Genomic DNA, 20,252 nt, shown 5'->3' with positions numbered 1-20,252 from the left:
GGACGGCCGGGTCCGCATCATGTCGCGGACCCGGCCGTCCTTCGCGCTCCGACCCCGTCCGCGCCGCCGTCCGCACGGGACGCGCCGCGGGCCCGCCACCGGCCCGTCGGCCCCGTCGGCACGCCGCTAGGAGCCCTCGGCCTTCTGGAGCATGTCCAGGTGCTTGCGCAGGTTCGGCGCGGCGGCCTTGGCGAGCGCGACGACCTGCGGGTTCGAGCCGTTCGCGATCTCCCGCTGCGTTCCGTCGATGGCGGTGCGGTGCGCCTTGACCATGGCCCCGATCCAGTCGCGGTCGAACTGCCGCCCCGACGACCTGCGCAGCTCGTCCGCCTCGTGGAGCTGCTCCTGATCGGCCTGCGAGGGCAGCTCCACGCCCACCTGCCGGGCGGTCTCGCCGAGCTTGCCGTCCAGCGCGGAGTGGTCCTGGACGAGCATCGCCCCGATCGAGCGGACGTTCTGGCTGACGCCCTCCCGCCGCGCCAGGTCGCCCGCCGAGATCTCCGCGAGGTTCCCCTGCTTGGTCTCGGTCATCCACGTGCGGTCCTGGTCGGTCACGGGGCCCGCGGACTCCGCGGGCTTCACCGAGGCGTGCGTCGTGGGCGCGTGCGCCGCGGGCGCGTGCGGCGGCGCCGTGCCGGCCGCCTGGCCCTGGTTCGCGGAGTCGCCGCACGCCGCCGCGGCCACCGCGACGGCCGAGACCGCGAGCGGGACCGCGAGGATCCGTGTGCGCTTCATGGGTTTCTCCAGGTCGTTCGCGAGTATTGTGATCGACCTGTTACCCGCGGTGACGCCGCTCATGCCCGGCGCGGCCCTCCGGCCCCCCGTTTGGAACGGGCCCGCGGCGGGCAGCCCGGCGCAATGAGGATCACCACGCGCGTACCCGTACCGCAGCCGCAGCCTCCGGGGCCGTACACGCCGCCGCGCCCGGCCCCAGTGCCGGAGCCCGATCCGGAACGGCCCGCCGAGCCCCAGCCGCCCGGCCCCGGGCCGGGCCCGCAGCCGATCCCGGACCCCCCGTCGGAGCCCGAACCCGAACCCGAGCCCGTCTGACCCGGCGGCGCCCGAGCGGTGCCCAACGGACTGCGGCGGCCTCCGAACGCGCTGCCGCACCTGAACGAAAACTGTCGAAAATCGCCCGCATACAGGAATTCACTTCCCCTCTCTCCGCAATTCCGGAAATGCGCGCCGCAGGCCCTCTGCGCGGCCTGCGCGAGTCCCATGCGGGCCGCCCGTCCGGGTGCGGGCGACGGGCTCGACGAGCCCTTACGGGACCCCGGGGAGCGGTGAGCGGCCCCCCGGAAGCCCTCCTTCAAATCCGGCATTTAGGAGCATAAGGGCCGGATATCCCCGGCCCCGCGGCCGGATTATCGACTTCATTGACCGCCCTTGCGTTTACCACAAGATCTTCCCGGATAGCCGAGACCGCATCGGGATTCTGTTCCGTGACGGCGTCGCGGTGCGGCCCAGCAGACGAATCGACCCACGCTCATGGGAGATCGCATGGTGGATCCGTCCATCGGTTATCGGGAGTGCGAACGCATCGTGCGGACGAGGGCCCGCAACTTCGCGTACGGGATCCGGCTGCTGCCCCCGCCGAAGCGGCGGGCGCTCAACGCCATCTACGCCTTCGCCCGGCGGGTGGACGACATCGGCGACGGGACCGGCCCTCAGGACGTCCGGCTGGCGGCGCTCGCCGAGACCCGCGCCCAGCTCACCCGGCTGCGGGACCCGGGCGACGACCCCGTGCTGGCCGCCCTGAACGACGCGGTGCGCCGCTACCCGATCCCCGTCGCCGCGTTCGACGAGCTCATCGAGGGCTGCGAGGCCGACGTGCGCGGCACGACCTACACCACGTTCGACGAGCTGGCGCACTACTGCCGGTGCGTCGCCGGGTCGGTCGGGCGGCTCTGCCTCGGCGTGTTCGGCCCCGCCGACCAGGCCCGCGCCGAGCCGCTCGCGGACGCCCTCGGCGTCGCGCTCCAGCTCACCAACATCCTGCGGGACGTGCGGGAGGACGCGGGCCTCGGCCGCACCTACCTGCCCGCCAAGGACCTCGCCCGGCACGGCTGCACGCTCCACTTCGACGGCGAGTTCACCGACGACCCCGAACTGCTGGCCGGGCTGATGCGCGCGCAGGCGGAACGGGCCCGCGAGTGGTACGCGACCGGCCTGCGGCTCATGCCGATGCTCGACCGGCGCAGCGCCGCCTGCACGGGCGCGATGTCGGGGATCTACCGGCGCCTGCTGGTGCGGATCGAGGCCGACCCGCTGACCGCGCTGCGGACCCGTACCTCGCTGCCCACCTGGGAGAAGGCCGCGGTCGCCGCGCACGCCCTGATCGGGGCGCGACGGTGAGCGTCGCCGTCGTCGGCGGCGGCCTCGCCGGGATCAGCGCGGCGCTCGCGCTCCAGGAGTCCGGGCACGACGTGACGCTGTACGAGGCGCGGCCCAGGCTGGGCGGCGCCACGCACTCGTTCCGGCGCGGGGGGCTCTGGATCGACAACGGGCAGCACGTGTTCCTGCGCTGCTGCACCGCCTACCAGGGGCTGCTGCGCCGCCTCGGCGTCGCGGGCGACGTCCGCCTCCAGGACCGCTTCGACGTGACCGTGGTCGGCGCGGACGGGCACCGCGGGCGGCTGCGCCGCGCGGGCCTGCCGGGCCCGCTGCACCTGGTCCCGGCGCTGGCGCGGTACGGGCTGCTCGCGCCCGCCGACCGGGCCCGCGCCGTCCGGGCGTCCCTCGCGCTGCGCACCCTCGACCCCGCCGACCCGGCCCTCGACGCGACGTCCGTCGGCCGGTGGCTCGCGGACCACGGCCAGCGCGACGACGCCCTGCGCGACCTGTGGGGCCTGTTCGTGACCGCCTCGCTGAACGCCGACGTGGACGACGCGTCGCTGGCGCCGGCGGCCATGGTGCTCCGCACGGCGCTGCTCGGCCGTTCGGACGCCGCCGACATCGGCGTCCCGACCGTGCCGCTGCAAGAACTGCACGGCCGCGCGGCGCGGGCCGCGATCGAGGCCGCGGGCGGGCGGGTCCGGCTGAAGGCGAAGGTCACCGCGGTCGAGCCCGGCTTCAAGCTGGTGGTGGACGGGGCCATGGAGGCGGCGGACGCCGTCGTGCTCGCCGTCCCGCACCGGGCCGCGCCCGCGCTCGTGCCGCCGTCCGCGAGCCCCGACCGCGACACGTGGGCGGGGCTCGGGCACAGCCCGATCGTCAACGTCCACGTCGTCTACGACCGGCGGGTCACGCCGCTGCCGTTCCTCGCCGCCACCCGCTCGCCCGCCCAGTGGATCTTCGACCGGACGGCCCCGAGCGGCCTGGCGTCCGGGCAGTACCTGGCGGTGTCGGTGTCGGCCGCCGACCGCTGGGCCGCGATGCCCGCCGCCGAGCTGCGGCGGCTGTTCCTGCCCGAGCTCGAACGGCTCCTGCCGGAGGCGGGGGGCGCGCGGGTGGAGGACTTCTTCGTGACGCGGGAACGGCACGCGACGTTCCGGCAGCGTCCTGGCACGGCCGCGCTGCGCCCGGGAACGGTGACCCGGACGCCTGGAATGTACCTGGCCGGCGCATGGACCGACACGGGCTGGCCCGACACCATGGAGGGGGCCGTGCGCAGCGGCCTGGCCGCCGCCGTGGCGGTCCGCAGGCACCTCCAGCCCCGATCCTCGGAGGTGACAGCAGATGACCACTGAGACTCCCTCGCCCGCCACGACCGGGCGAGAGCTCATCGAGCCCGCGCTGCGGGCCGCGGTGGACCGCCTCGACCGGCCGATGCGCGAGATCGCCGCCTACCACTTCGGCTGGACCGACGAGCGCGGGCGTCCCGCGTCCGCGTCGGGCAAGGCGCTGCGCCCCGCGCTGGTCCTGCTGTCGGCGCGCGCGGCGGGCGGCGGTCCGGGCGCGGGGCTGCCCGGCGCGGTCGCGGTGGAGCTGGTGCACCAGTTCTCGCTGCTGCACGACGACATCATGGACGGCGACCGGACGCGGCGGCACCGGCCCGCGGCGTGGACGGTGTTCGGCGTCCCGGCCGCGATCCTGTGCGGCGACGCGCTGGTCACGCTGGCCCTGGAGGTGCTGCTGGAGCCCGGCACCCGCGGCGGGCAGTGGGCCGCGCGCGGGCTGACCGCCGCGACCGCGGAGCTGATCGCGGGCCAGGCGCTGGACCTGGAGTTCGAACGGCGCGAGCGGATCACGCTGGACGAGTGCCTGCGGATGTCGTCGGCGAAGACCGCGGCGCTGCTCGCCTGCGCCTGCTCGCTCGGCGCGATGCTGTGCGAGGCGCCCGCGCCGCTGACGACCGCGCTGACCGCCTACGGCGCCGACCTCGGCGTCGCGTTCCAGCTCACCGACGACCTGCTGGGCATCTGGGGGTCGCCGGAGGTCACCGGCAAGCCGGTGCTGAACGACCTGCGCTCGCGCAAGAAGTCGCTGCCGGTGACGGCGGCGCTGAACGCCGGGACCGCCGACTCGGCCGGGCTCGCGGAGCTGCTCGGCCGCCCCGGCGAGCTGCCGGAGGACGAGCTGCGGCGGGCCGCCCGGCTGGTCGAGAGCGCCGGCGGCCGGGCCTGGACGGAGGCGGAGGCCGACGCGCGCGTCGCGTCCGCCCGCGCACATCTGGACGAGGTGGAGCTGCCGGACGACGTCCGCTCCGAGCTCGACGCACTCGCCCGCTACGTCACGACGAGGGACCGCTGATGACGACGACCGAGCCCGCCCGGCCGGCCGGGACCGCGAAGAACCCGCCGGCCGCCGGCCGCGCCGCGACCGCCCGGACCGCGGCCCCAGCCGAAACCGGAACCGCACCCGCCGCCGCCGAAGCCGCCGCGGCTCCGGCCGTCCCCGCCGCCGCTCCCGCTCCCGCGCCCGGGGACAGGACGGCCGCCGCGCTGCACGCCGCCCGCGAGCACCTGCTGGGCCTCCAGTCCGCCGAGGGCTGGTGGAAGGGGGAGCTCCAGACCAACGTCACCATGGACGCCGAGGACCTGCTGCTCCGCGAGTTCCTCGGCATCCGGACGGAGTCGGAGACCGCCGAGGCCGCGGCCTGGATCCGCTCGCAGCAGCGGGACGACGGCACGTGGGCCAACTTCCACGACGGCCCGCCCGACCTGTCCACCACGATCGAGGCGTACGTGGCGCTGCGGCTCGCCGGGGACCGCCCCGAGGACGCCCACATGCGCCGCGCCGCCGGGTACGTGACCGGCGCGGGCGGGATCGAGGCGAGCCGCGTCTTCACCCGGATCTGGCTCGCGCTGTTCGGGCGGTGGTCGTGGGACGAGCTGCCGGTGATGCCGCCCGAGCTGATGTACCTGCCGACCTGGTGCCCGCTCAACGTCTACGACTGGGCGTGCTGGGCGCGGCAGACGATCGTCCCGCTGACGATCGTCGGCTCGCTGCGGCCCATCCGCCCGCTGCCGTTCGACCTGCCGGAGCTGCGCTCGGGGGTGCGGCCCCGGCGCCGCGCGACCGGCTGGGGCGCGGCGTTCAACGGGCTGGACCGGCTGCTGCACCGGTACGAGCGCGGTCCGGCCAGGCTCGCGCCGGGGCGGCGGCTGCGCCGGGCCGCGATGCGCCGCGCCGCCGAGTGGATCGTCGCGCGGCAGGAGCTGGACGGCTCGTGGGGCGGCATCCAGCCGCCGTGGGTCTACTCGCTGATGGCGCTGCACCTGCTCGGCTACGGCCTGGACCACCCGGTGATGGAGCGCGGGCTGAAGGGCCTGGACGGGTTCACCGTCCGCGACGGCAAGGGCCGCCGGATGGAGGCGTGCCAGTCGCCGGTCTGGGACACCGTCCTCGCCATGAACGCGCTGGCGGACGCGGGCCTGCCCGCCGACCACCCGGCGCTGATGCGCGCCGCCGGCTGGGTCGTCGCGGAGGAGGTGCGGGGGCCGGGCGACTGGTCCGTCCGCCGTCCCGACCTCGCGCCCGGCGGCTGGGCGTTCGAGTTCCACAACGACGGCTACCCCGACGTGGACGACACCGCCGAGGCGGTCCTCGCGCTGCGCCGCACCGCCCATCCGAAGGCGGAGGCGGCGGTCCGGCGCGGCATCCGCTGGATGACCGGGATGGCCTCCAAGGACGGCTCGTACGGCGCGTTCGACGCCGACAACACCCGGACGCTGTGCACGAAGCTGCCGTTCTGCGACTTCGGCGCCGTGCTCGACCCGCCGTCCGCCGACGTGACCGCGCACGTGGTGGAGGCCCTCGCGCACGCCGGCCACACCGACTCGCCCGCGCTGCGGCGCGCCGGGGCGTGGCTGCTGAAGGCGCAGGAGAAGGACGGCTCGTGGTTCGGCCGGTGGGGCGCCAACCACGTGTACGGCACCGGCTCGGTGGTGCCCGCGCTGGTCGCCGCGGGCGTCCCGCGCGACCGGCCCGAGATCCGGCGGGCCGTGCGCTGGCTCGCCGACCACCAGAACACCGACGGCGGGTGGGGCGAGGACCTGCGCTCGTACGGCGACCCGGACTGGATCGGGCGGGGCGTCTCGACGCCGTCGCAGACCGCGTGGGCGCTGCTGGCGCTGCTCGCCGCGGGCGAACGGGGCCCGATGGTCGAACGGGGCGTCGGCTGGCTCGTCGACCGCCAGCGGCCCGACGGCACCTGGGACGAGGACCACTTCACCGGCACCGGGTTCCCCGGCGACTTCTACATCAACTACCACCTGTACCGGCTGGTCTTCCCGATCAGCGCGCTCGGCCGCTACCTGGCCGCCCGCGACGCCGCGGGCGGCCCGGACACCGCCGCCCCCGCGCCGGAGGCCGCGTCCGTACCGGAGGCCGCGCCCGCGCCCGAGGCCGGGCCGGTGCCGGGAGCCGCGCCCGCGCCGGAGGCCGGGCCGGTGCCGGGAGCCGCGCCCGCGCCGGAGGGCATGGCATGACGCGGCTGGTGGTGTGCGCGGCGCTGTCCCTGGAGGTCTGGGCCGTCGGTTCCCGCGGCGACGCGGCGACCGGCTTCGACGTGCTGCGGACCGGGATGGGGCCGCGCAGGGCGCGGGCGGCGCTCGGCCGGCTGCCGGTGTTCGACGCGCTCGCCGTGGTCGGCTTCGGCGGGTCGCTCGTCCCGGGGCCCCGGCCGGGCGACCTGCTCGTCGCCACCGAGGTCCGCATGGGCGGGCGCAGCCTGCCGTGCCGGGGCGCCGACGCGCTCGCGGCGCTGCTGCGGGACGCCGGCCTGACCGTGCACCGCGGCCCGCTGCTCACCACCGACCACCTCGTCACCGGCCCCGAGCGCCGGACCCTCTCGGCGTACGGCGCGACGGCCGTGGACATGGAGTCGGGGGTGCTCGCCGAGGCGGCGGGCGACCGGCCGTTCGCCGCGGTCCGCGCGATCGTCGACACCCCGGACCGCCCGCTGTCGCGTCCCGCGACGGTGCCGGGCGGCCTGCGCGCGCTGCGCGGGCTGCGCGCGTGCGGTCCGGCGCTGCGCCGCTGGCCCGCGCGTCTCGACGCGGGCCTTCCATCCGACCGTCCCAAGGAGGTACGTCCCTGATGGGCATGCCATTTCGGCAGAGTGTGCGCGTGGGCAGCCACATCCTGCGCAACCGGCTGATGAGGCGCGACAAGTTCCCGCTGCTGGTCGAGCTGGAGCCGCTGTTCGCGTGCAACCTGTCCTGCGCGGGCTGCGGCAAGATCCAGCACCCGGCCGACGTGCTCAAGCGGCGGATGCCGGTCGAGCAGGCCGTCGCGGCGATGCGCGAGTGCGGCGCGCCGATGGTCTCGATCGCGGGCGGCGAGCCGCTGATGCACCCGCAGATCGGCGAGATGGTCGAGGCGCTGGTGCGGATGAAGCGGTACGTCTTCCTGTGCACCAACGCGCTGCTGATGCCGAAGAAGCTCGACCGGTTCACGCCGTCGCGCTACTTCAGCTTCGTCGTCCACATCGACGGCCTGCGCGAACGGCACGACGCGTCGGTCTGCAAGCAGGGGGTGTTCGACGACGCGGTCGCCGCGATCCGCGAGGCCCGCGAGCGCGGGTTCCGGGTGACGACCAACACCACGTTCTTCAACACCGACACCCCGCAGACCGTGATCGAGGTGCTGGACTACCTGAACGACGACCTCGGCGTGGACCAGATGATGATCTCGCCGGGGTACGCGTACGAGAAGGCCCCGGACCAGGACGGCTTCCTCGGCGTCCAGGAGACCCGCGAGCTGTTCCGCAAGGCGTTCGCGGGCGGCAACCGGAAGCGGTGGCGGCTGAACCACTCGCCGCTGTTCCTGGACTTCCTGGAGGGCAGGGCCGACTTCGGCTGCACGGCCTGGGCGATCCCGTCGTACTCGCTGTTCGGCTGGCAGCGCCCGTGCTACCTGATGAACGACGGCTACGCCCAGTCGTACCGCGAGCTGATCGAGGAGACCGACTGGGAGTCGTACGGGCGCGGCCGCGACGACCGCTGCGCCAACTGCATGGCGCACTGCGGCTACGAGCCGACCGCCGTCTTCGCCACGATGGGGTCGCTCAAGGAGTCGCTGCGCGCGCTCCAGACGATGTGAGGAGGCGGGCGATGGCCGCCCAGGCGGTCCCGCTGCGGGAGCACGAGCACGACCCGCGGACGCTGGAGGCCGCGGCGGCGAAGGAGAACTTCCCCGTCGCCTCGCGGCTGCTGCCGTCCCGGTACCGCGGCCACCTGCTGGCCGTGTACGGCTTCGCGCGGATGGTCGACGACATCGGCGACGAGGCCCCGCCCGGCGAGCGGCCCGCGCTGCTGGACGAGGTCGAGCGCGACCTCGACCGCGTGTACGCGGGCGGGCGGGCGCGGCTGCCGGTCATGCGGCGGCTCGCGGAGACGGTCCGGGACCGGGGCGTCCCGGACGGGCCGTTCCGCGCGCTCGTCCAGGCGAACCGCCAGGACCAGGAGGTCGCGCGGTACGGCACGTTCGACGAGCTGATGGCCTACTGCGCGCTGTCGGCCGACCCGGTCGGGCACATCGTGCTGTACGTCTTCGGCGCGGCGACGCCCGCCCGGCTCGCCCTGTCGGACCGGGTCTGCTCGGCCTTGCAGATCCTCGAGCACTGCCAGGACGCCGGGGAGGACCACGCGCGCGGGCGCGTCTACCTCCCGGCGGACGACCTGCGGCGCTTCGGCTGCGAGGACGGCGACCTCGCGGCCCGTTCGGCGCCGACGCGGCTGCGCGGCGTGATCGCCCTGGAGGCGGGCCGGGCCCGCCGCATGATCGCCGAGGGCGAGCCGGTCGTGGACGGCCTCGGCCCGTGGGCGCGGCTCGCGGTGAGCGGTTTCGTCGGCGGCGGGCGCGCCACGTACGCCGCGATCGTCCGCGACGCCTACGACGTCCTCGGCGCGCGCCCGCGCCCGCGACCCGCGCGCCTGCTCACCGAATGGCTGCGCGTCCTCGCGAGAACCTCGCCGGCGAACGCGCGCGGCTAGGGCCGGGTCCGTTCAACGGACGCGGTCGCCGAACCGGCCCGCCAGGCGGCGGTAGGGGCCGGGGGCGGCGCCGCGGACGGCGACGGGCAGCCGCAGCCAGCGGGGGCGTGGACCTCGTCCGCGCCCCCCGCGACGCCGCGGACGAGCGCCGCGGCGACCCGTCCGGCCGGGAGCGGGCGGGGGCGGCTCCGGTCGTACGGGGCGCCCCTGCGTTCGAAGAACGGGGTGTCCACCACGCCGGGGACGAGCACGGTGACCGCGACGCCCGTCCCGCGCAGTTCGAGGCGCAGGCTCTCGGCGAACGCGTCCAGGCCGCCCTTCGTCGCGGCGTAGACGGCCTCGCCCGCCACGCCGAGCCGTCCCGCGATCGACGTGACGTACGCCAGGCGGCCCGTGCCCCTGTCGAGCATGTGCGGCAGCAGCGCGCGGGTGAGCGCGATGGGCGCGGCCAGGTTGACCGCCAGCATCGCCGCGGCGCGGTCGCCGTCCATCGCCTCCAGCGGGCCCGACCAGCCGACGCCCGCGTTGCTGACGAGCAGGTCGACCCGGCCGTGGGCGCTCAGCGCGGTCGCGGCGAGGCGTTCCACGTCGGCGGGCACGGCGAGGTCGCCGGTGACGGCGGTGGCCTCGGCGAGCGCGGGCGGCGTGGTGAGGCGCTCGCGGTCGCGGCCGTGCAGGACGAGCCGGTACCCGGCGCGCGCGAGCGCCACCGCGGTCGCCCGGCCGAGGCCGGACGAGGCGCCCGTCACCAGGGCGACCCGCTCGCCCGCTCCGGCCCGCCCGCCGGGGCCCGCGGGTTCAGCCACGGTCGGTGGCGGGGTCGAGTTCGGCGATGACGTCGCGCATCGCGCCGCACAGCTTCGCGGCGTCCTCGACCAGGGCCGGTTCGGCGCTGACGCCGAAGTCCAGGCGCCCGTGGCGCCCGATCGCGCCGACGGCGAGCGGCGCGCCGGGCGCGGTCGGCAGGATCGGGTGGACGGCCAGCACGGGCGCCCCGGCGAGCCGCAGGTCGGCGTCGGGGCCCGGCAGGTTCGACACGATGGCCTGGAACGTGCGCCCGCCGTAGACGGTCCGGGCGAACGCCCCGTGCAGCGGAGGCGGGACGAGCGCCGCGACCCGGCTCATCACGAACCACGACGCGAGCGCGCGGGTGCCGCTGTGCAGGCGGCCGGTCCTGCGGGCGATCAGCGCGAGCCGTTCGTCCTCGGGCATCGCGCCGATCGGGACGTCCACCATCACCGCGGCCGTGTAGTTGCCCTCCGGCGCGGTGTCGGGCGTGCGCATCATCAGCGGCACCGTGACGCGCAGGCGGCCGGGCGCGCCGTCGCGCGGCGAGGCGGCGTCGGCCCCCGCGCCGCGCGCGGCGCAGACGCGCGACAGGCCGCCCGCGACGGCGCAGAGCATCACGTCGGTGACCCGGGCGCCCCGACGCCGCGCGACGTCCCTGACCGCGCTGAGCGGCAGCCCGAACGTGCCGAACGTGCGCTCCGGCGTCGCCGCGTCGGGCAGCCGCGCGCCCTGGCGGCTCTCGGTGGCGAGCTGGAACAGGCCGGCCGCCGTTCCCGCGGCGCGGCGGAACGGCCCCGGTCCGGCGCGGGTCCCGCCGCCCCGGAGCAGCGCGCCGAGCCCCGCGAGCGGCGACGGGCCGCGGCCCCGGCCGCCGCCCGCGCCGGGCCGGTCCGGCGGGTCGTCCATCAGCCGCAGCGCGTGGGAGATCACGCCGATGCCGTCCGCGACGACGTGGTGCATCAGGAACACCACGGCCGTGCGGTCCGGCTCGTACCCGCGCACGAGGACGAGCCGCCACAGCGGCCGGTCGCGGGGCAGCGGCTCGGACTGGAGCTCGGCGACCAGCCGGTCGAGCGCGGCCCTGCCGCCGGGCGCGGGCAGGTCGCGCACCGGGACGTGCCAGTCCCAGTCGATGGCGGCCTGCTCGGACCAGGCGGGCCGCCGCCACCGGCCGCGCGGCGCGAGCCGCTGGCGGAACCTCGGCAGCCCCTCCAGCCGGTCGCGGACGAGCGCGACGAGCCGTTCGCGGGTGACCGAGCCGTCCGGGGCGCCCAGCACGATCAGGCCGCCGACGTGCTGGGGCGCCCGCCGCGACTCCACGGCCAGGAAGAACGCGTCGGCGGGCCGCACCCGCCGCTCGCGGGGCACGCCGCCGAACCGTTCGGCGAGGTAGACGCAGAGCCAGACCAGGACGGCCGCGCCCGCGGCGTCCAGCAGGAAGTGGTTGGCGGTCGCGAGGATCACCACGATGGTCAGCAGGACGTGCACGAGGCTGACCGCCTGGACCGAGCGGCGCGCCGACAGCCGGGCGAGCTCGACGCTCACCCACAGCGCCCAGGCGACGTGCAGCGACGGCATCGCGGCGAGCTGGTTGGCGTTGTCGACCAGCGGGGAGCCCCACGAGCCCCAGGTGTGCCCGAGCTTGACGGTGTCGACGAAGCCGAGGTCGGGGAGCAGGCGGGGCGGGGCGACGGGGTAGAGCGCGAAGGTGGCGACCGCGAGGAGGTTGATGAGGGCGAACGAGTTGCGCGCGACCGGGTACCGCTCCGGGCGGTTCCGGAACAGCCAGACCAGCAGGATCGCGGCGCTGACGACGTAGGTGACGGCGTACTCGTAGTTCGCCGCCTTGCACAGCGAGGGGTGGCCCGACAGCCACTCGTTCAGCGGGCGGGCGACGGCGATGCGCAGGTCGCTCTCCAGCGCGTGCAGGGCGAGGCCGTGCGCGTCGGCGACGGCCCGGCGGTTCTCCACGGGCACGGACTCGACCAGCCCGTACACCGCGAACACCGCGAGGCCGATGAGGAGCTCGCGCTTGACCGACAGCCGCGGCGCCTCCTCGCCGGGGCGCGAGGCGGCCGACGACACGGAGACATCCGCGACCATTGCGTCCTCCCCCACTCGCTCCCCGCTCGGCACCCTGAACTGGATCTTTTCCATAACCGCCCGTTCCCTAACGCCGAACGGACCGGCGGCCCCCCGCAGGTGTCGGACGGCCCGCGGCGGGATAGCGGTTGATCATGGACGGCACGCTCACCGGCGCCCGCGGCACCGCGCGGCTCATCCCGCGCACGCTCGTCGTCACCGGGCACTTCCCGCCCGAGGACGGCGGCGTGCAGACGTTCACCTGGGAGCTGGTGCGGCGGCTGCCCGCCGACCGGCTGCTCGTCGTGGCGCCCTGCTGGCCCGGCGACGCGGCGTTCGACGCCGGGCTGCCGTTCCCGACGGTGCGGCGGCACGGCTACCTGCTGTTCCGGGGGCTGCGGCGGCTGGTGCGCGAGCACGCCCTGACGGCGGGCTGGATCACGGCGGCGGCGCCGTTCGGCCTGTACGCGCCGCTCGTGCGGGCGGCCGGGGTGGGACGGCTCGTCGCCTCGTCGCACGGGCAGGAGCTCGGCTGGGCGCGGGCGCTGCCGACCCGCCTCGCCATGCGCGCCGTCGCGGGCCGGGTCGACACGCTGACCTGCCTCAACCGGACGACCCGCGCGGAGCTCGGCGCGGCGGTCGGCCGCGGGACCCGGCTGGCGACCCTCGCCGGGGGCGTGGACGCCGAGCGGTTCGCCCCGCACGTCTCCGGGGAGCCGGCGCGCCGCCGGTACGGGCTCGGCGGCGGCCCGGTCGTGGTCAGCGTCGCGCGGCTCGTCCGCCGCAAGGGCCACGACCTGCTGCTGCGCGCCTGGGCCGACGTGCTGGCGGCGCGGCCGGACGCCCGGCTGCTGATCGTCGGCGACGGCCCCATGCGGGGCCCGCTCGCCGAGGCCGCCGCGCGGGAGTTCCCCGGCTCGGTGCGGATCGCCGGGCCGGTCCCGGCCGCCGACCTGCCCGGCTGCTACGCCGCCGCCGACGTGTTCGTCCTGCCGTGCCGCGACGACCGGCGCGGGCTCCAGACCGAGGGCCTCGGCCTGACCACCCTCGAAGCGTCCGCGAGCGGGCTGCCGGTCGTCGTCGGCCGCTCGGGGGGCAGCGCCGAGTCGCTGCTCGACCGCCGGACCGGCCTGCTCGTCGACGCCTCGCGGCCGGACGCCATCGCGTCGGCGCTGCTGGAGCTGCTGGCCGACCCCGTCCGGGCGCGGGCGATGGGCGCGGCCGGGCGGCGGTGGGTGCTGGACACCTGGACCTGGGACCGCGCCGCCGAACGGCTCGCCGCCCTGCTGCGCGGCGAGCCCGCCCCTGACCCCATGATCGAACCTTGGGGCTGAACGGGCGCGTTTCGGGGTACCAGGCATTCCGGGGGAAGTCGATGAGATCATCCGAACGCGGCGCGCCCGGGGCGCGGCGGGGCGGCGCGCCGCCGTCCGGCCGTCCGGGCGGAAGGCGCTGAGCGCCCGTGCCCGCCGCCACGCCGCTGCTGAAGCGACGCGCGTTCCGCACCCTGATCTTCGGGCAGGCGGTGTCGTCGCTGGGCGACTGGACGGGCACGCTCGCCCTGATGTACCTGGTGCTGGAGCTGAGCGGCTCGACCACCGCCGTCGGCGGCGTGCTGGTGCTGCGGCTGCTGCCGTCCGCTGTGGGCGCCCCGTTCGCGACCCGGGTCGTGTCCCGCTGGCCGCGCCGCCAGGTGATGATGGCCTCCGACGTGATCCGGACCGGGATGGCCCTCGCGCTGCCGATCATCCCCTGGCTCGGGTGGGTCTACTTCTGGGCGTTCATGATCGAGGTGGTCGGGCTGGCGTTCCTGCCGGCCCGGGACGCGGCGATCCCCGTCCTCATCGAGGAGGGCGAGGAGGGCGAGGAGGGCGAGGACGGCCCGCGCACGGGGACGCTGGAGGTCGCGAACGGCGTCACGATGGGCACCTCGTTCGGCATGATCCCGGCGGGCGCGGGGGTGTTCGCGCTCATCCTGTGGTCCACCAGGTCGCTCGGGCTGACCGGGCTCTGGCCGTACCTGGTGGTCTTCTGGCTGGACGCGGCGACCTACCTGATCTCCTACTTCGCGATCCGCACGCTGCCCGACCTCGGCCCGAGCCGCTCGTCCCGGGAGGCCGACCGGACGGCGGAGGGGCCCGCCGGGAAGTCCGGCGACGGGTTCTTCCAGGCGCTGCGCCTCCCGGCCGTGCGCGCCGTCGTCCCCGGCGTGGCGGTGGTCGCGCTCGGGCTCGGCGCGCTGTTCTCGCTGGGCGTGATCTTCGTCCGGAACGTGCTCGGCGCGGGGCCGTGGGGGTTCGGGCTGCTGGTGGCGCTGTTCGGCGTCGGCGCGGCGGTCGGCCTGACGATCCTGAGCCGCCGCCGGACCGGCAACCTGATCCCGCAGGTGCGCACCGCCGCCGCGCTCCAGGGCGTGGTGATCACGACGATGGGCCTGGTCGCGTCGAAGGCGTGGGCGTTCGTCGGCGCGGTGCTGTTCGGCGCGGCGGCCACCGGGGCGCTGGTCGGCGGCATCACCTACATGCAGCGCAGCCTGACCGGGACGCGGCGGAACGTGGCGCTGACCGCGTTCCACGCCGTCCTGCGGTTCGGGCTGGCGCTCGCGGCGCTCGCCTCCGGCCTCGCGGCCGACCTGCTCGGCACCATCGACCTCGGCGCGCTCGGCTCGCTGGAGCCCACGCAGACGGTGCTGGCCGTCTCCGGGCTCATCGTCATCGCCGGGACGTTCCTGATCCACTCCCCCGTCCCCGAGGTGAGCGCCGAGGCGGACGGCGGGGCGGAGGCGGACGTGGACCACGGCCCCGACGCCGAGCCCTCCGAGCCCTCCGAGCCTGGCCCCGGCCCCGGCGCCGGACCGGGCGCGGACGGCCGGGAGAGCGGGCCCGGCGGGCCCGGCGGGCCGGGCGGGCCGGGTCAGGCGGGCAGCGGGAGCAGCAGCTCGACGACCTGATGCAGGTAGCGGCGGAAGTCCGCCAGGTCCTGCGGGGTGAGGTGCATCCCCTCGCCGTGGCCGTGCGCGTCGGGGTCGCTGTGCATGATGCCGCTGCTGAGGAACCCCGAGATCAGCCACGGGATCGTCCACAGGGCGTAGTCGATGTCGATGTCCTCCGGCGCCGCCCCGCGCAGCGCGCCCGCGAGCCGCGCGAACGGCGGCCGGACGTACAGCTCCTCCAGCTCGGCGATGTCGGCCGCGTCGCCCATCCGGCGGTGCAGCCACAGCGACACCATCCGCGGGTTGCCCGCGTAGAAGTCGAAATAGGCGTCCACGACGCCCGCCATGCCCTGCCGGGTCGGGGTGAACGCCACGGTCGCGTCGGCGAGCGCGGCCCGCTCGGCCTCGTGCGCCCGCATCATCACGGCCCGGTACAGGTCGGTCTTGCCGCCGACGAGGTCGGTCACCGACGCGACGCCCACCCCGGCCGCGTCGGCGATCATGCGGAGGGACGTCCCGTCGAACCCGAGCTCGGCGAACAGCTCGGTGGCGACCGCGATGATCCGCTCCGTACCGTCATCGGTGCTGGTCATGGGCCCATTGTAGAGAACGGGACGGTCCCGGCCCCGACACCGGGGGCGCCGGTGCGGCGCGCGGCCCGCCCCGGGCGGCGCGGCGCCGCGCGGGTCAGGACTTCTTGACCGTGATCTCGCCGTTGCCGGTGGTGAGGTCGAGCGTGTGGTCGCCGGCCGGGTCGTCGGCGACGCCGATCTCCCGGTCGCCGTTGTCGGTCTTCGCCGACACCCGGTAGCGGCCGGGCGGCACCGCGAGGACGATGCCGCCGTTGGACGTCTTCGCCCGTACGTCCATCGCGGTGGCCGGGACGAGGTCGATCGTGCCGTTGGACGTCTCCGCCTGCACCCGCCCGCCCCGGAGCCCGCGCCCCTTGACCTCCCCGTTGGTGGTATGGGCCTTGACGGGTCCGGCGACGCCGTTCAAGCTGATCGACCCGCTCGTCGTGCGGACCGACACCTCGCCCACGTCCGACAGCCGGATCCCGCCCGACGTCGTCCGGCCCGAGACGGGGAGCCCGGCGGGGAGGCGGACGGTGTAGTCCACGGAGCAGTCGTCGCCGCAGCCGCGCAGCACCAGCACGCCGTCCTCGACGCGGTGCGTTTGGCCCTTCGGGCGGTCGCCGCGGTAGCGGACGGTGCGGTGCAGGTCCACCTCGGCGCGGCCCTTCTCGCCCCGCAGGGTGACGCCGCCGGACCGGCCGTCGAGCCGTACCGAGGTGATCTTCTGGGTCACGGTCGCGTCGTCCTCGAACGTGGACCGGGGGCCGCCGTCGCAGGCGGCGACCGCGGTCGCGCCGATCACGCTCGCCGTCGCCGCCGCGATGACGTGGGCCCGCTGCCGCATGGACGCTCCTTCGCAGGTCGTTCCGGTCGGGACCGCCCCGTACCGGCCGTACCCGACCACGTTAGGTAATCCAGGCGGGAGGTTCGTCACGCTGCGGAGCCACAACGGCCTTCATCGCGGGTCGCAGTACCGTCACGCGACCGAGGCGGTCACCAGCCTGGGGAAGCCCGCGGCCTCGACCGCCGCCTCGATCGGGGGCGGGAGCGGACGGCCGTACGCGCGGGACCGCTCGGCCGGGGAGTGCGCCTCGGGCGGCCAGCCGTGCTCGGCGAGCACGGCGGCGGGCTCGTTCTCGCCGTGCGCGTGCCAGAGCGGGCCGACCGCGTCGTCCCCGCCCGCGGACGCCAGCGCCCGCCGCATCGCCTCGCGGCGGCTCCGGCTGTGCAGGTCCAGCCCGAGGACGCTGCCCGGCCCGCTCAGCCGGCCGACCTCGCGGACCAGCGCCCGGTACGCGTCGGGCGTGAGGTAGGGGTGCAGGCCCTCGGCCAGCCACGCGGTCGGCCGGTCGGGCACGTGGCCCGCGCCGCGCAGCGCCGACGGCCAGTCGTCCCGCAGGTCCAGGCCGAGGACGGCCCGCGCGCAGCGCGGCAGGGCGTCCCGCTCGGCCAGCACCGCCTCCTTGAACGCCAGCACCGACGGCACGTCCACCTCGAACAGGTGCGTCCCGTCCGGCCACGCCATCCGGAACGCCCGGGTGTCGAGGCCCGCCGCGAGCAGCACCACCTGACGGGCCCCGGACCGCACCAGGAACTCGTCGTAGAACCTCGTGCGGATCTGGACGTAGGAGGTCACCCACGTCCGCCACCGCTCCTCGGCGCCCCGCCCGCCGGCCGCCTCCTCCGGACGCGGCCCGTGCGCCCGCGACCACGCCGCAACGAAGTGCGCCGCGTACGGATCGACGAACCACGGCGCGCCCCGCTCGGCCTCCGCCGCCCGCGCCGCGGCCACGGCCACGGCCGTCCACCCGACCTGCGCCCCGGCCTCCGCCGCCCTGTCCCCCTGACCACCCATAGGGCAAGGGTCGCACAGAGTGACGTCCCGTCCCCGTTGCGAACGCGCGCCTGTTTCCCATTTCCTCCGGCGCCCGCCGCCATTGGTCAATGCCTTTACGGAACCGGAACCGGACGCGCCGGAAAGGGCGTCCGGACGTGGCCACCGCGCGGCGGGCCGCGTTTCACGACGGCGATTCTCCGGCCAAGTAGGCTGCGACTCCCCGTTGCCTTTCCACGTCCCCGCCCCGACCCACGGAGGTGGCATGCGGACCCTGCCGCGCCTGCTCGCCGTCACGACCGCGCCCGGCCGTTCCGCGCCCGTTCCCGCCGCCCCCGCCACGGACCTCGGCGCGGACGGCACGGCCGCGCTCGTGCTGCGGCCGCACGACCACGCCTGCCGCGAGCCGGACGCGCTCGACCTGCGGGAACGGGTGCTGACCGGCAAGGGGCTCGCGGAGCTGTCCGCGCCGTTCGGCGCCGCGGCCGCGGCGGACGGCGCGGTCACCGTGGCCGCCGATTGGCTCGGGCTGCGGCACCTGTACGGGGTGCAGGGCGACGGCTGGGCGGCGGCGGGCACGTCCGCGCGGGAGCTCGCCCGGCTGGCCGGGCGCGGGCTGGACCGCGAGGCGCTCGGCGTCTACCGGCTCGTCGGCCATTTCCTCGACCAGGACACCGCGTTCCGCGGGGTGAAGAAGCTGCGCCCCGGCCACTCCTGGACGCTGTCCGAAGGACGTCTCGTGGAGAACGAGATACCGCCGGGCGACTTCCGCGCCGAACGCGTTCCGTCCGCCGATGAGGCCGTACGGGAAATGGCCGGGATTCTGCGCGAGGCCATGGAGCGGTGCCTCGATCTGTTCCCCGACGCGGTCTTCCAGCTCTCCGGCGGGCTCGACTCGCGGCTGCTGCTGGCGGCGGTCCCGCCGTCGCGGCGCGCCGGGCTCGGCGCCCTCACCCTGGAGGCGCCCGACAGCGGCGACGGCCGGGTCGCGGCCGCGCTCGCCCGCCGGTACGGGATGCGCCGCGACGTCATCGACCTCGCCGAGCTCGGACGGCTCGGCCCGGCCGAGACGCACCGCCTCGTCGTCGGCACGGCGCTGAGCCGCGAGCAGGTCCTCAGCCCGCTGCACCTCGGCATGCTCGAATGGGTCGAGGGCCGGACGAGCGACGCGCCGCGGATCAGCGGGCTCGGCGGGGAGCTGTCGCGCGGCATGTACTACCCGATGCAGCGGCGGCGCCCGGCGGTCGAGCGCAAGGCGGTCGAACGGCTCGCCCGGTGGCGGATCTTCAGCCTGGACCCCGTCGCGGCGGGGTGCCTGGACGCCGAGTTCGCCCGCGAGTCGGAGGCGACCGCCCTGGACCGGCTCCAGCACGTGTTCGCGGGGTTCGGCGGCGACTGGCTGTCGGCCACCGACGCGTACTACTACCGGCAGCGCTACCACCGCGTCATCGGGCATCGCTCACCGCGTCCTGCACCGAGCACGCGGGCGTCAACCCGCTGCTGCACCCGCGGTTCGTGGCGCTCGCCGAGGCGCTGCCGCCGGACGCCAAGCGCGGCTCGCGGTTCAACGCGCGGCTCGTCGCGGCGCTGGACCCCGAGCTGGCGGCGCTGCCGATGGACACGGGCGTGCGGCCGTCCGCGCTGACCGCGCCGCGTCCCGTCACGGCGGCGCGCACGGCCCGCGCGCAGGGCGGCAAGGTGTGGACCAAGACCCGGCAGCGGATCTCCAAGCGGGGCGAGGCCGTCTCGGTGACCAGCGCGCTGACCCGTTCGCTGGTCGAGCACTGGCGCGCCGAGCCGTACCTGCTGGAGCCCGTCGCCGGGACCGGGCTGCTCAGCCGCGAGTGGCTCGACCGGATGCTGGCCGGGTCGGCCGTCCCCGCCCCGGCGACCGCCGGTTTCATCGCCCTGCTGGAAGCCGCCCTCGACGGCCGGTGACGGCCCATCGCCCCGTCCGCCCGCGCGCACGGCGGGCGGGCGGACCGGGCGGAACGGTCACTTGCGGGTGAGGTACTCCCATCCGGCTTCGAGCTGCGAACGGGGCCAGCACTGGGCGCGCTTGGCCGCGGCCTCGTCCGCGTCGGAGTACGTGCGGATCGGGCCCGCCGCCATGGCCGCGAGCTGGACCTCGCACGCCCGGTCGAGCAGGACGGCGTGCATGACGGCCTCGGGGACGGTCTCGCCCGCCGCGACGAGCCCGTGCTTGGGCATGAGCGCGGCGGGCGCGTCGCCCAGGCAGGCGGCGAGGTCGCGGCCGAGCGCGGGGTGCAGACCAGGCCGCCGGTGGTGGTGAAGCGCGGCGCGTCCGCGCCGCCGAAGATCGTCGCCTCGTGGGAGACCGGGAGCAGCGGGACGTCCAGCGCGGCGAACGCGACGGCGGACCGGGCGTGGGTGTGCACCGAGCAGTTCAGCTCGGGGCGGGCCCGCAGGATCTCCAGGTGGATGTGGCACTCCTTGTGCGGCGTCCCGTCGCCCTCGACCACCTCGGCGTCGAACGACACGAGCTGCACGTCGCCCGGCTCGACCTCCTCCAGGCCCCAGCCCGGCGCCTTGATCCAGATGCCCCGGCCGCCGGGGTCGCGGACCGCGACGTGGCCCCACACCATGTCGCCCTGCCCGGCGGCGGCCAGGGCGCGGCTCGCGCGGACGGCGTCGTCCCG

At 76.2% G+C, this 20,252-nt stretch carries 18 protein-coding genes and 1 pseudogene; 11 read left to right on the top strand and 8 right to left on the bottom strand.

Annotated elements, in window-relative coordinates; translation table 11 throughout:
- Positions 1–126: 126 nt before the first annotated feature.
- Entirely contained in the window at positions 127–735 is a 609-nt protein-coding gene (locus GEV43_RS31350) for a DUF4142 domain-containing protein (protein WP_160823751.1), read from the bottom strand.
- Positions 736–1,500: 765 nt separating this feature from the next.
- Between GEV43_RS31350 and hpnD the strand changes: the two genes are divergently transcribed.
- The 7 genes from hpnD to hpnC are packed head-to-tail and all read left to right on the top strand — an operon-like array spanning position 1,501 to position 9,380.
- Positions 1,501–2,355, top strand: coding sequence for a presqualene diphosphate synthase HpnD (hpnD, locus tag GEV43_RS31345; protein WP_160823750.1), 855 nt, complete (start codon positions 1,501–1,503; stop codon positions 2,353–2,355).
- The gene (gene hpnE / locus GEV43_RS31340) at positions 2,352–3,689 is read left to right on the top strand and encodes a hydroxysqualene dehydroxylase HpnE (RefSeq protein WP_309239937.1); all 1,338 of its coding nucleotides are present in this window, start codon (positions 2,352–2,354) and stop codon (positions 3,687–3,689) included. Before hpnD ends, hpnE begins: the two co-directional genes overlap by 4 nt.
- Positions 3,679–4,692, top strand: coding sequence for a polyprenyl synthetase family protein (locus GEV43_RS31335; RefSeq protein WP_160823749.1), 1,014 nt, complete (start codon positions 3,679–3,681; stop codon positions 4,690–4,692). Before hpnE ends, GEV43_RS31335 begins: the two co-directional genes overlap by 11 nt.
- Positions 4,692–6,872, top strand: coding sequence for a squalene--hopene cyclase (gene shc, locus GEV43_RS31330; protein ID WP_160823748.1), 2,181 nt, complete (start codon positions 4,692–4,694; stop codon positions 6,870–6,872). The genes GEV43_RS31335 and shc overlap by 1 nt, the downstream gene beginning before the upstream one ends.
- Positions 6,869–7,483, top strand: coding sequence for a 1-hydroxy-2-methyl-2-butenyl 4-diphosphate reductase (locus GEV43_RS31325; RefSeq protein WP_160823747.1), 615 nt, complete (start codon positions 6,869–6,871; stop codon positions 7,481–7,483). The genes shc and GEV43_RS31325 overlap by 4 nt, the downstream gene beginning before the upstream one ends.
- Entirely contained in the window at positions 7,483–8,487 is a 1,005-nt protein-coding gene (gene hpnH, locus GEV43_RS31320) for an adenosyl-hopene transferase HpnH (protein ID WP_160823746.1), read from the top strand. The genes GEV43_RS31325 and hpnH overlap by 1 nt, the downstream gene beginning before the upstream one ends.
- Before the next feature lie 11 nt (positions 8,488–8,498).
- Entirely contained in the window at positions 8,499–9,380 is an 882-nt protein-coding gene (hpnC, locus tag GEV43_RS31315; protein ID WP_160823745.1) for a squalene synthase HpnC, read from the top strand.
- Here hpnC and GEV43_RS31310 read toward each other — a convergent pair.
- Complete coding sequence (locus tag GEV43_RS31310) at positions 9,377–10,186, bottom strand: SDR family NAD(P)-dependent oxidoreductase (protein ID WP_309239936.1); 810 nt, start codon at positions 10,184–10,186, stop codon at positions 9,377–9,379. The genes hpnC and GEV43_RS31310 overlap by 4 nt on opposite strands.
- The gene (locus GEV43_RS31305) at positions 10,179–12,272 is read right to left on the bottom strand and encodes a phosphatase PAP2 family protein (protein ID WP_160823744.1); all 2,094 of its coding nucleotides are present in this window, start codon (positions 12,270–12,272) and stop codon (positions 10,179–10,181) included. The genes GEV43_RS31310 and GEV43_RS31305 overlap by 8 nt, the downstream gene beginning before the upstream one ends.
- A 134-nt stretch (positions 12,273–12,406) precedes the next feature.
- On the opposite strand from GEV43_RS31305, the gene GEV43_RS31300 reads away from it, so the two are divergent.
- Positions 12,407–13,585 carry a glycosyltransferase family 4 protein gene (locus GEV43_RS31300; protein ID WP_175250174.1) on the top strand — a complete coding sequence of 393 codons (1,179 nt, stop codon included), beginning with the start codon at positions 12,407–12,409 and terminating at the stop codon, positions 13,583–13,585.
- 128 nt (positions 13,586–13,713) lie between these two features.
- Positions 13,714–15,201, top strand: coding sequence for an MFS transporter (locus tag GEV43_RS31295; RefSeq protein WP_160823743.1), 1,488 nt, complete (start codon positions 13,714–13,716; stop codon positions 15,199–15,201).
- On the opposite strand, the gene GEV43_RS31290 is transcribed toward GEV43_RS31295, so the two are convergent.
- The 3 genes from GEV43_RS31290 to GEV43_RS31280 form a co-directional block, all read right to left on the bottom strand.
- Complete coding sequence (locus tag GEV43_RS31290; RefSeq protein WP_160823742.1) at positions 15,165–15,776, bottom strand: TetR/AcrR family transcriptional regulator; 612 nt, start codon at positions 15,774–15,776, stop codon at positions 15,165–15,167. The genes GEV43_RS31295 and GEV43_RS31290 overlap by 37 nt on opposite strands.
- Positions 15,777–15,870: 94 nt before the next feature.
- Positions 15,871–16,602: a DUF4097 family beta strand repeat-containing protein gene (locus GEV43_RS31285; protein WP_160823741.1), complete on the bottom strand. Its 732-nt coding sequence runs from the start codon at positions 16,600–16,602 to the stop codon at positions 15,871–15,873.
- A gap of 132 nt (positions 16,603–16,734) precedes the next feature.
- Positions 16,735–17,613 carry an SAM-dependent methyltransferase gene (locus tag GEV43_RS31280; protein WP_160823740.1) on the bottom strand — a complete coding sequence of 293 codons (879 nt, stop codon included), beginning with the start codon at positions 17,611–17,613 and terminating at the stop codon, positions 16,735–16,737.
- Between the two features lie 244 nt (positions 17,614–17,857).
- Here GEV43_RS31280 and GEV43_RS31275 point away from each other — a divergent pair, with 244 nt between their 5' ends.
- Positions 17,858–19,237 carry a hypothetical protein gene (locus GEV43_RS31275; RefSeq protein ID WP_160823739.1) on the top strand — a complete coding sequence of 460 codons (1,380 nt, stop codon included), beginning with the start codon at positions 17,858–17,860 and terminating at the stop codon, positions 19,235–19,237.
- Positions 19,207–19,530, top strand: coding sequence for a hypothetical protein (locus tag GEV43_RS31270; RefSeq protein ID WP_206681344.1), 324 nt, complete (start codon positions 19,207–19,209; stop codon positions 19,528–19,530). Before GEV43_RS31275 ends, GEV43_RS31270 begins: the two co-directional genes overlap by 31 nt.
- A 57-nt stretch (positions 19,531–19,587) precedes the next feature.
- Here GEV43_RS31270 and GEV43_RS56440 read toward each other — a convergent pair whose 3' ends face one another.
- Together GEV43_RS56440 and GEV43_RS53350 are read right to left on the bottom strand one after the other, a co-directional pair.
- Positions 19,588–20,043 (bottom strand): class II aldolase/adducin family protein, encoded by a 456-nt coding sequence (locus tag GEV43_RS56440; RefSeq protein WP_375539067.1) that lies wholly within the window; start codon positions 20,041–20,043, stop codon positions 19,588–19,590.
- Positions 19,959–20,198 (bottom strand): annotated as a pseudogene (locus GEV43_RS53350) (class II aldolase/adducin family protein); the annotation flags it as partial. The gene GEV43_RS56440 and the pseudogene GEV43_RS53350, both read right to left, overlap by 85 nt.
- Between the last annotated feature and the right edge of the window lie 54 nt (positions 20,199–20,252).

Source organism: Actinomadura sp. J1-007 (assembly GCF_009793335.1).
Taxonomy (GTDB): Bacteria; Actinomycetota; Actinomycetes; order Streptosporangiales; family Streptosporangiaceae; genus Spirillospora; species Spirillospora yumaensis.
This window is presented reverse-complemented; position numbering and strand designations above follow the sequence as displayed.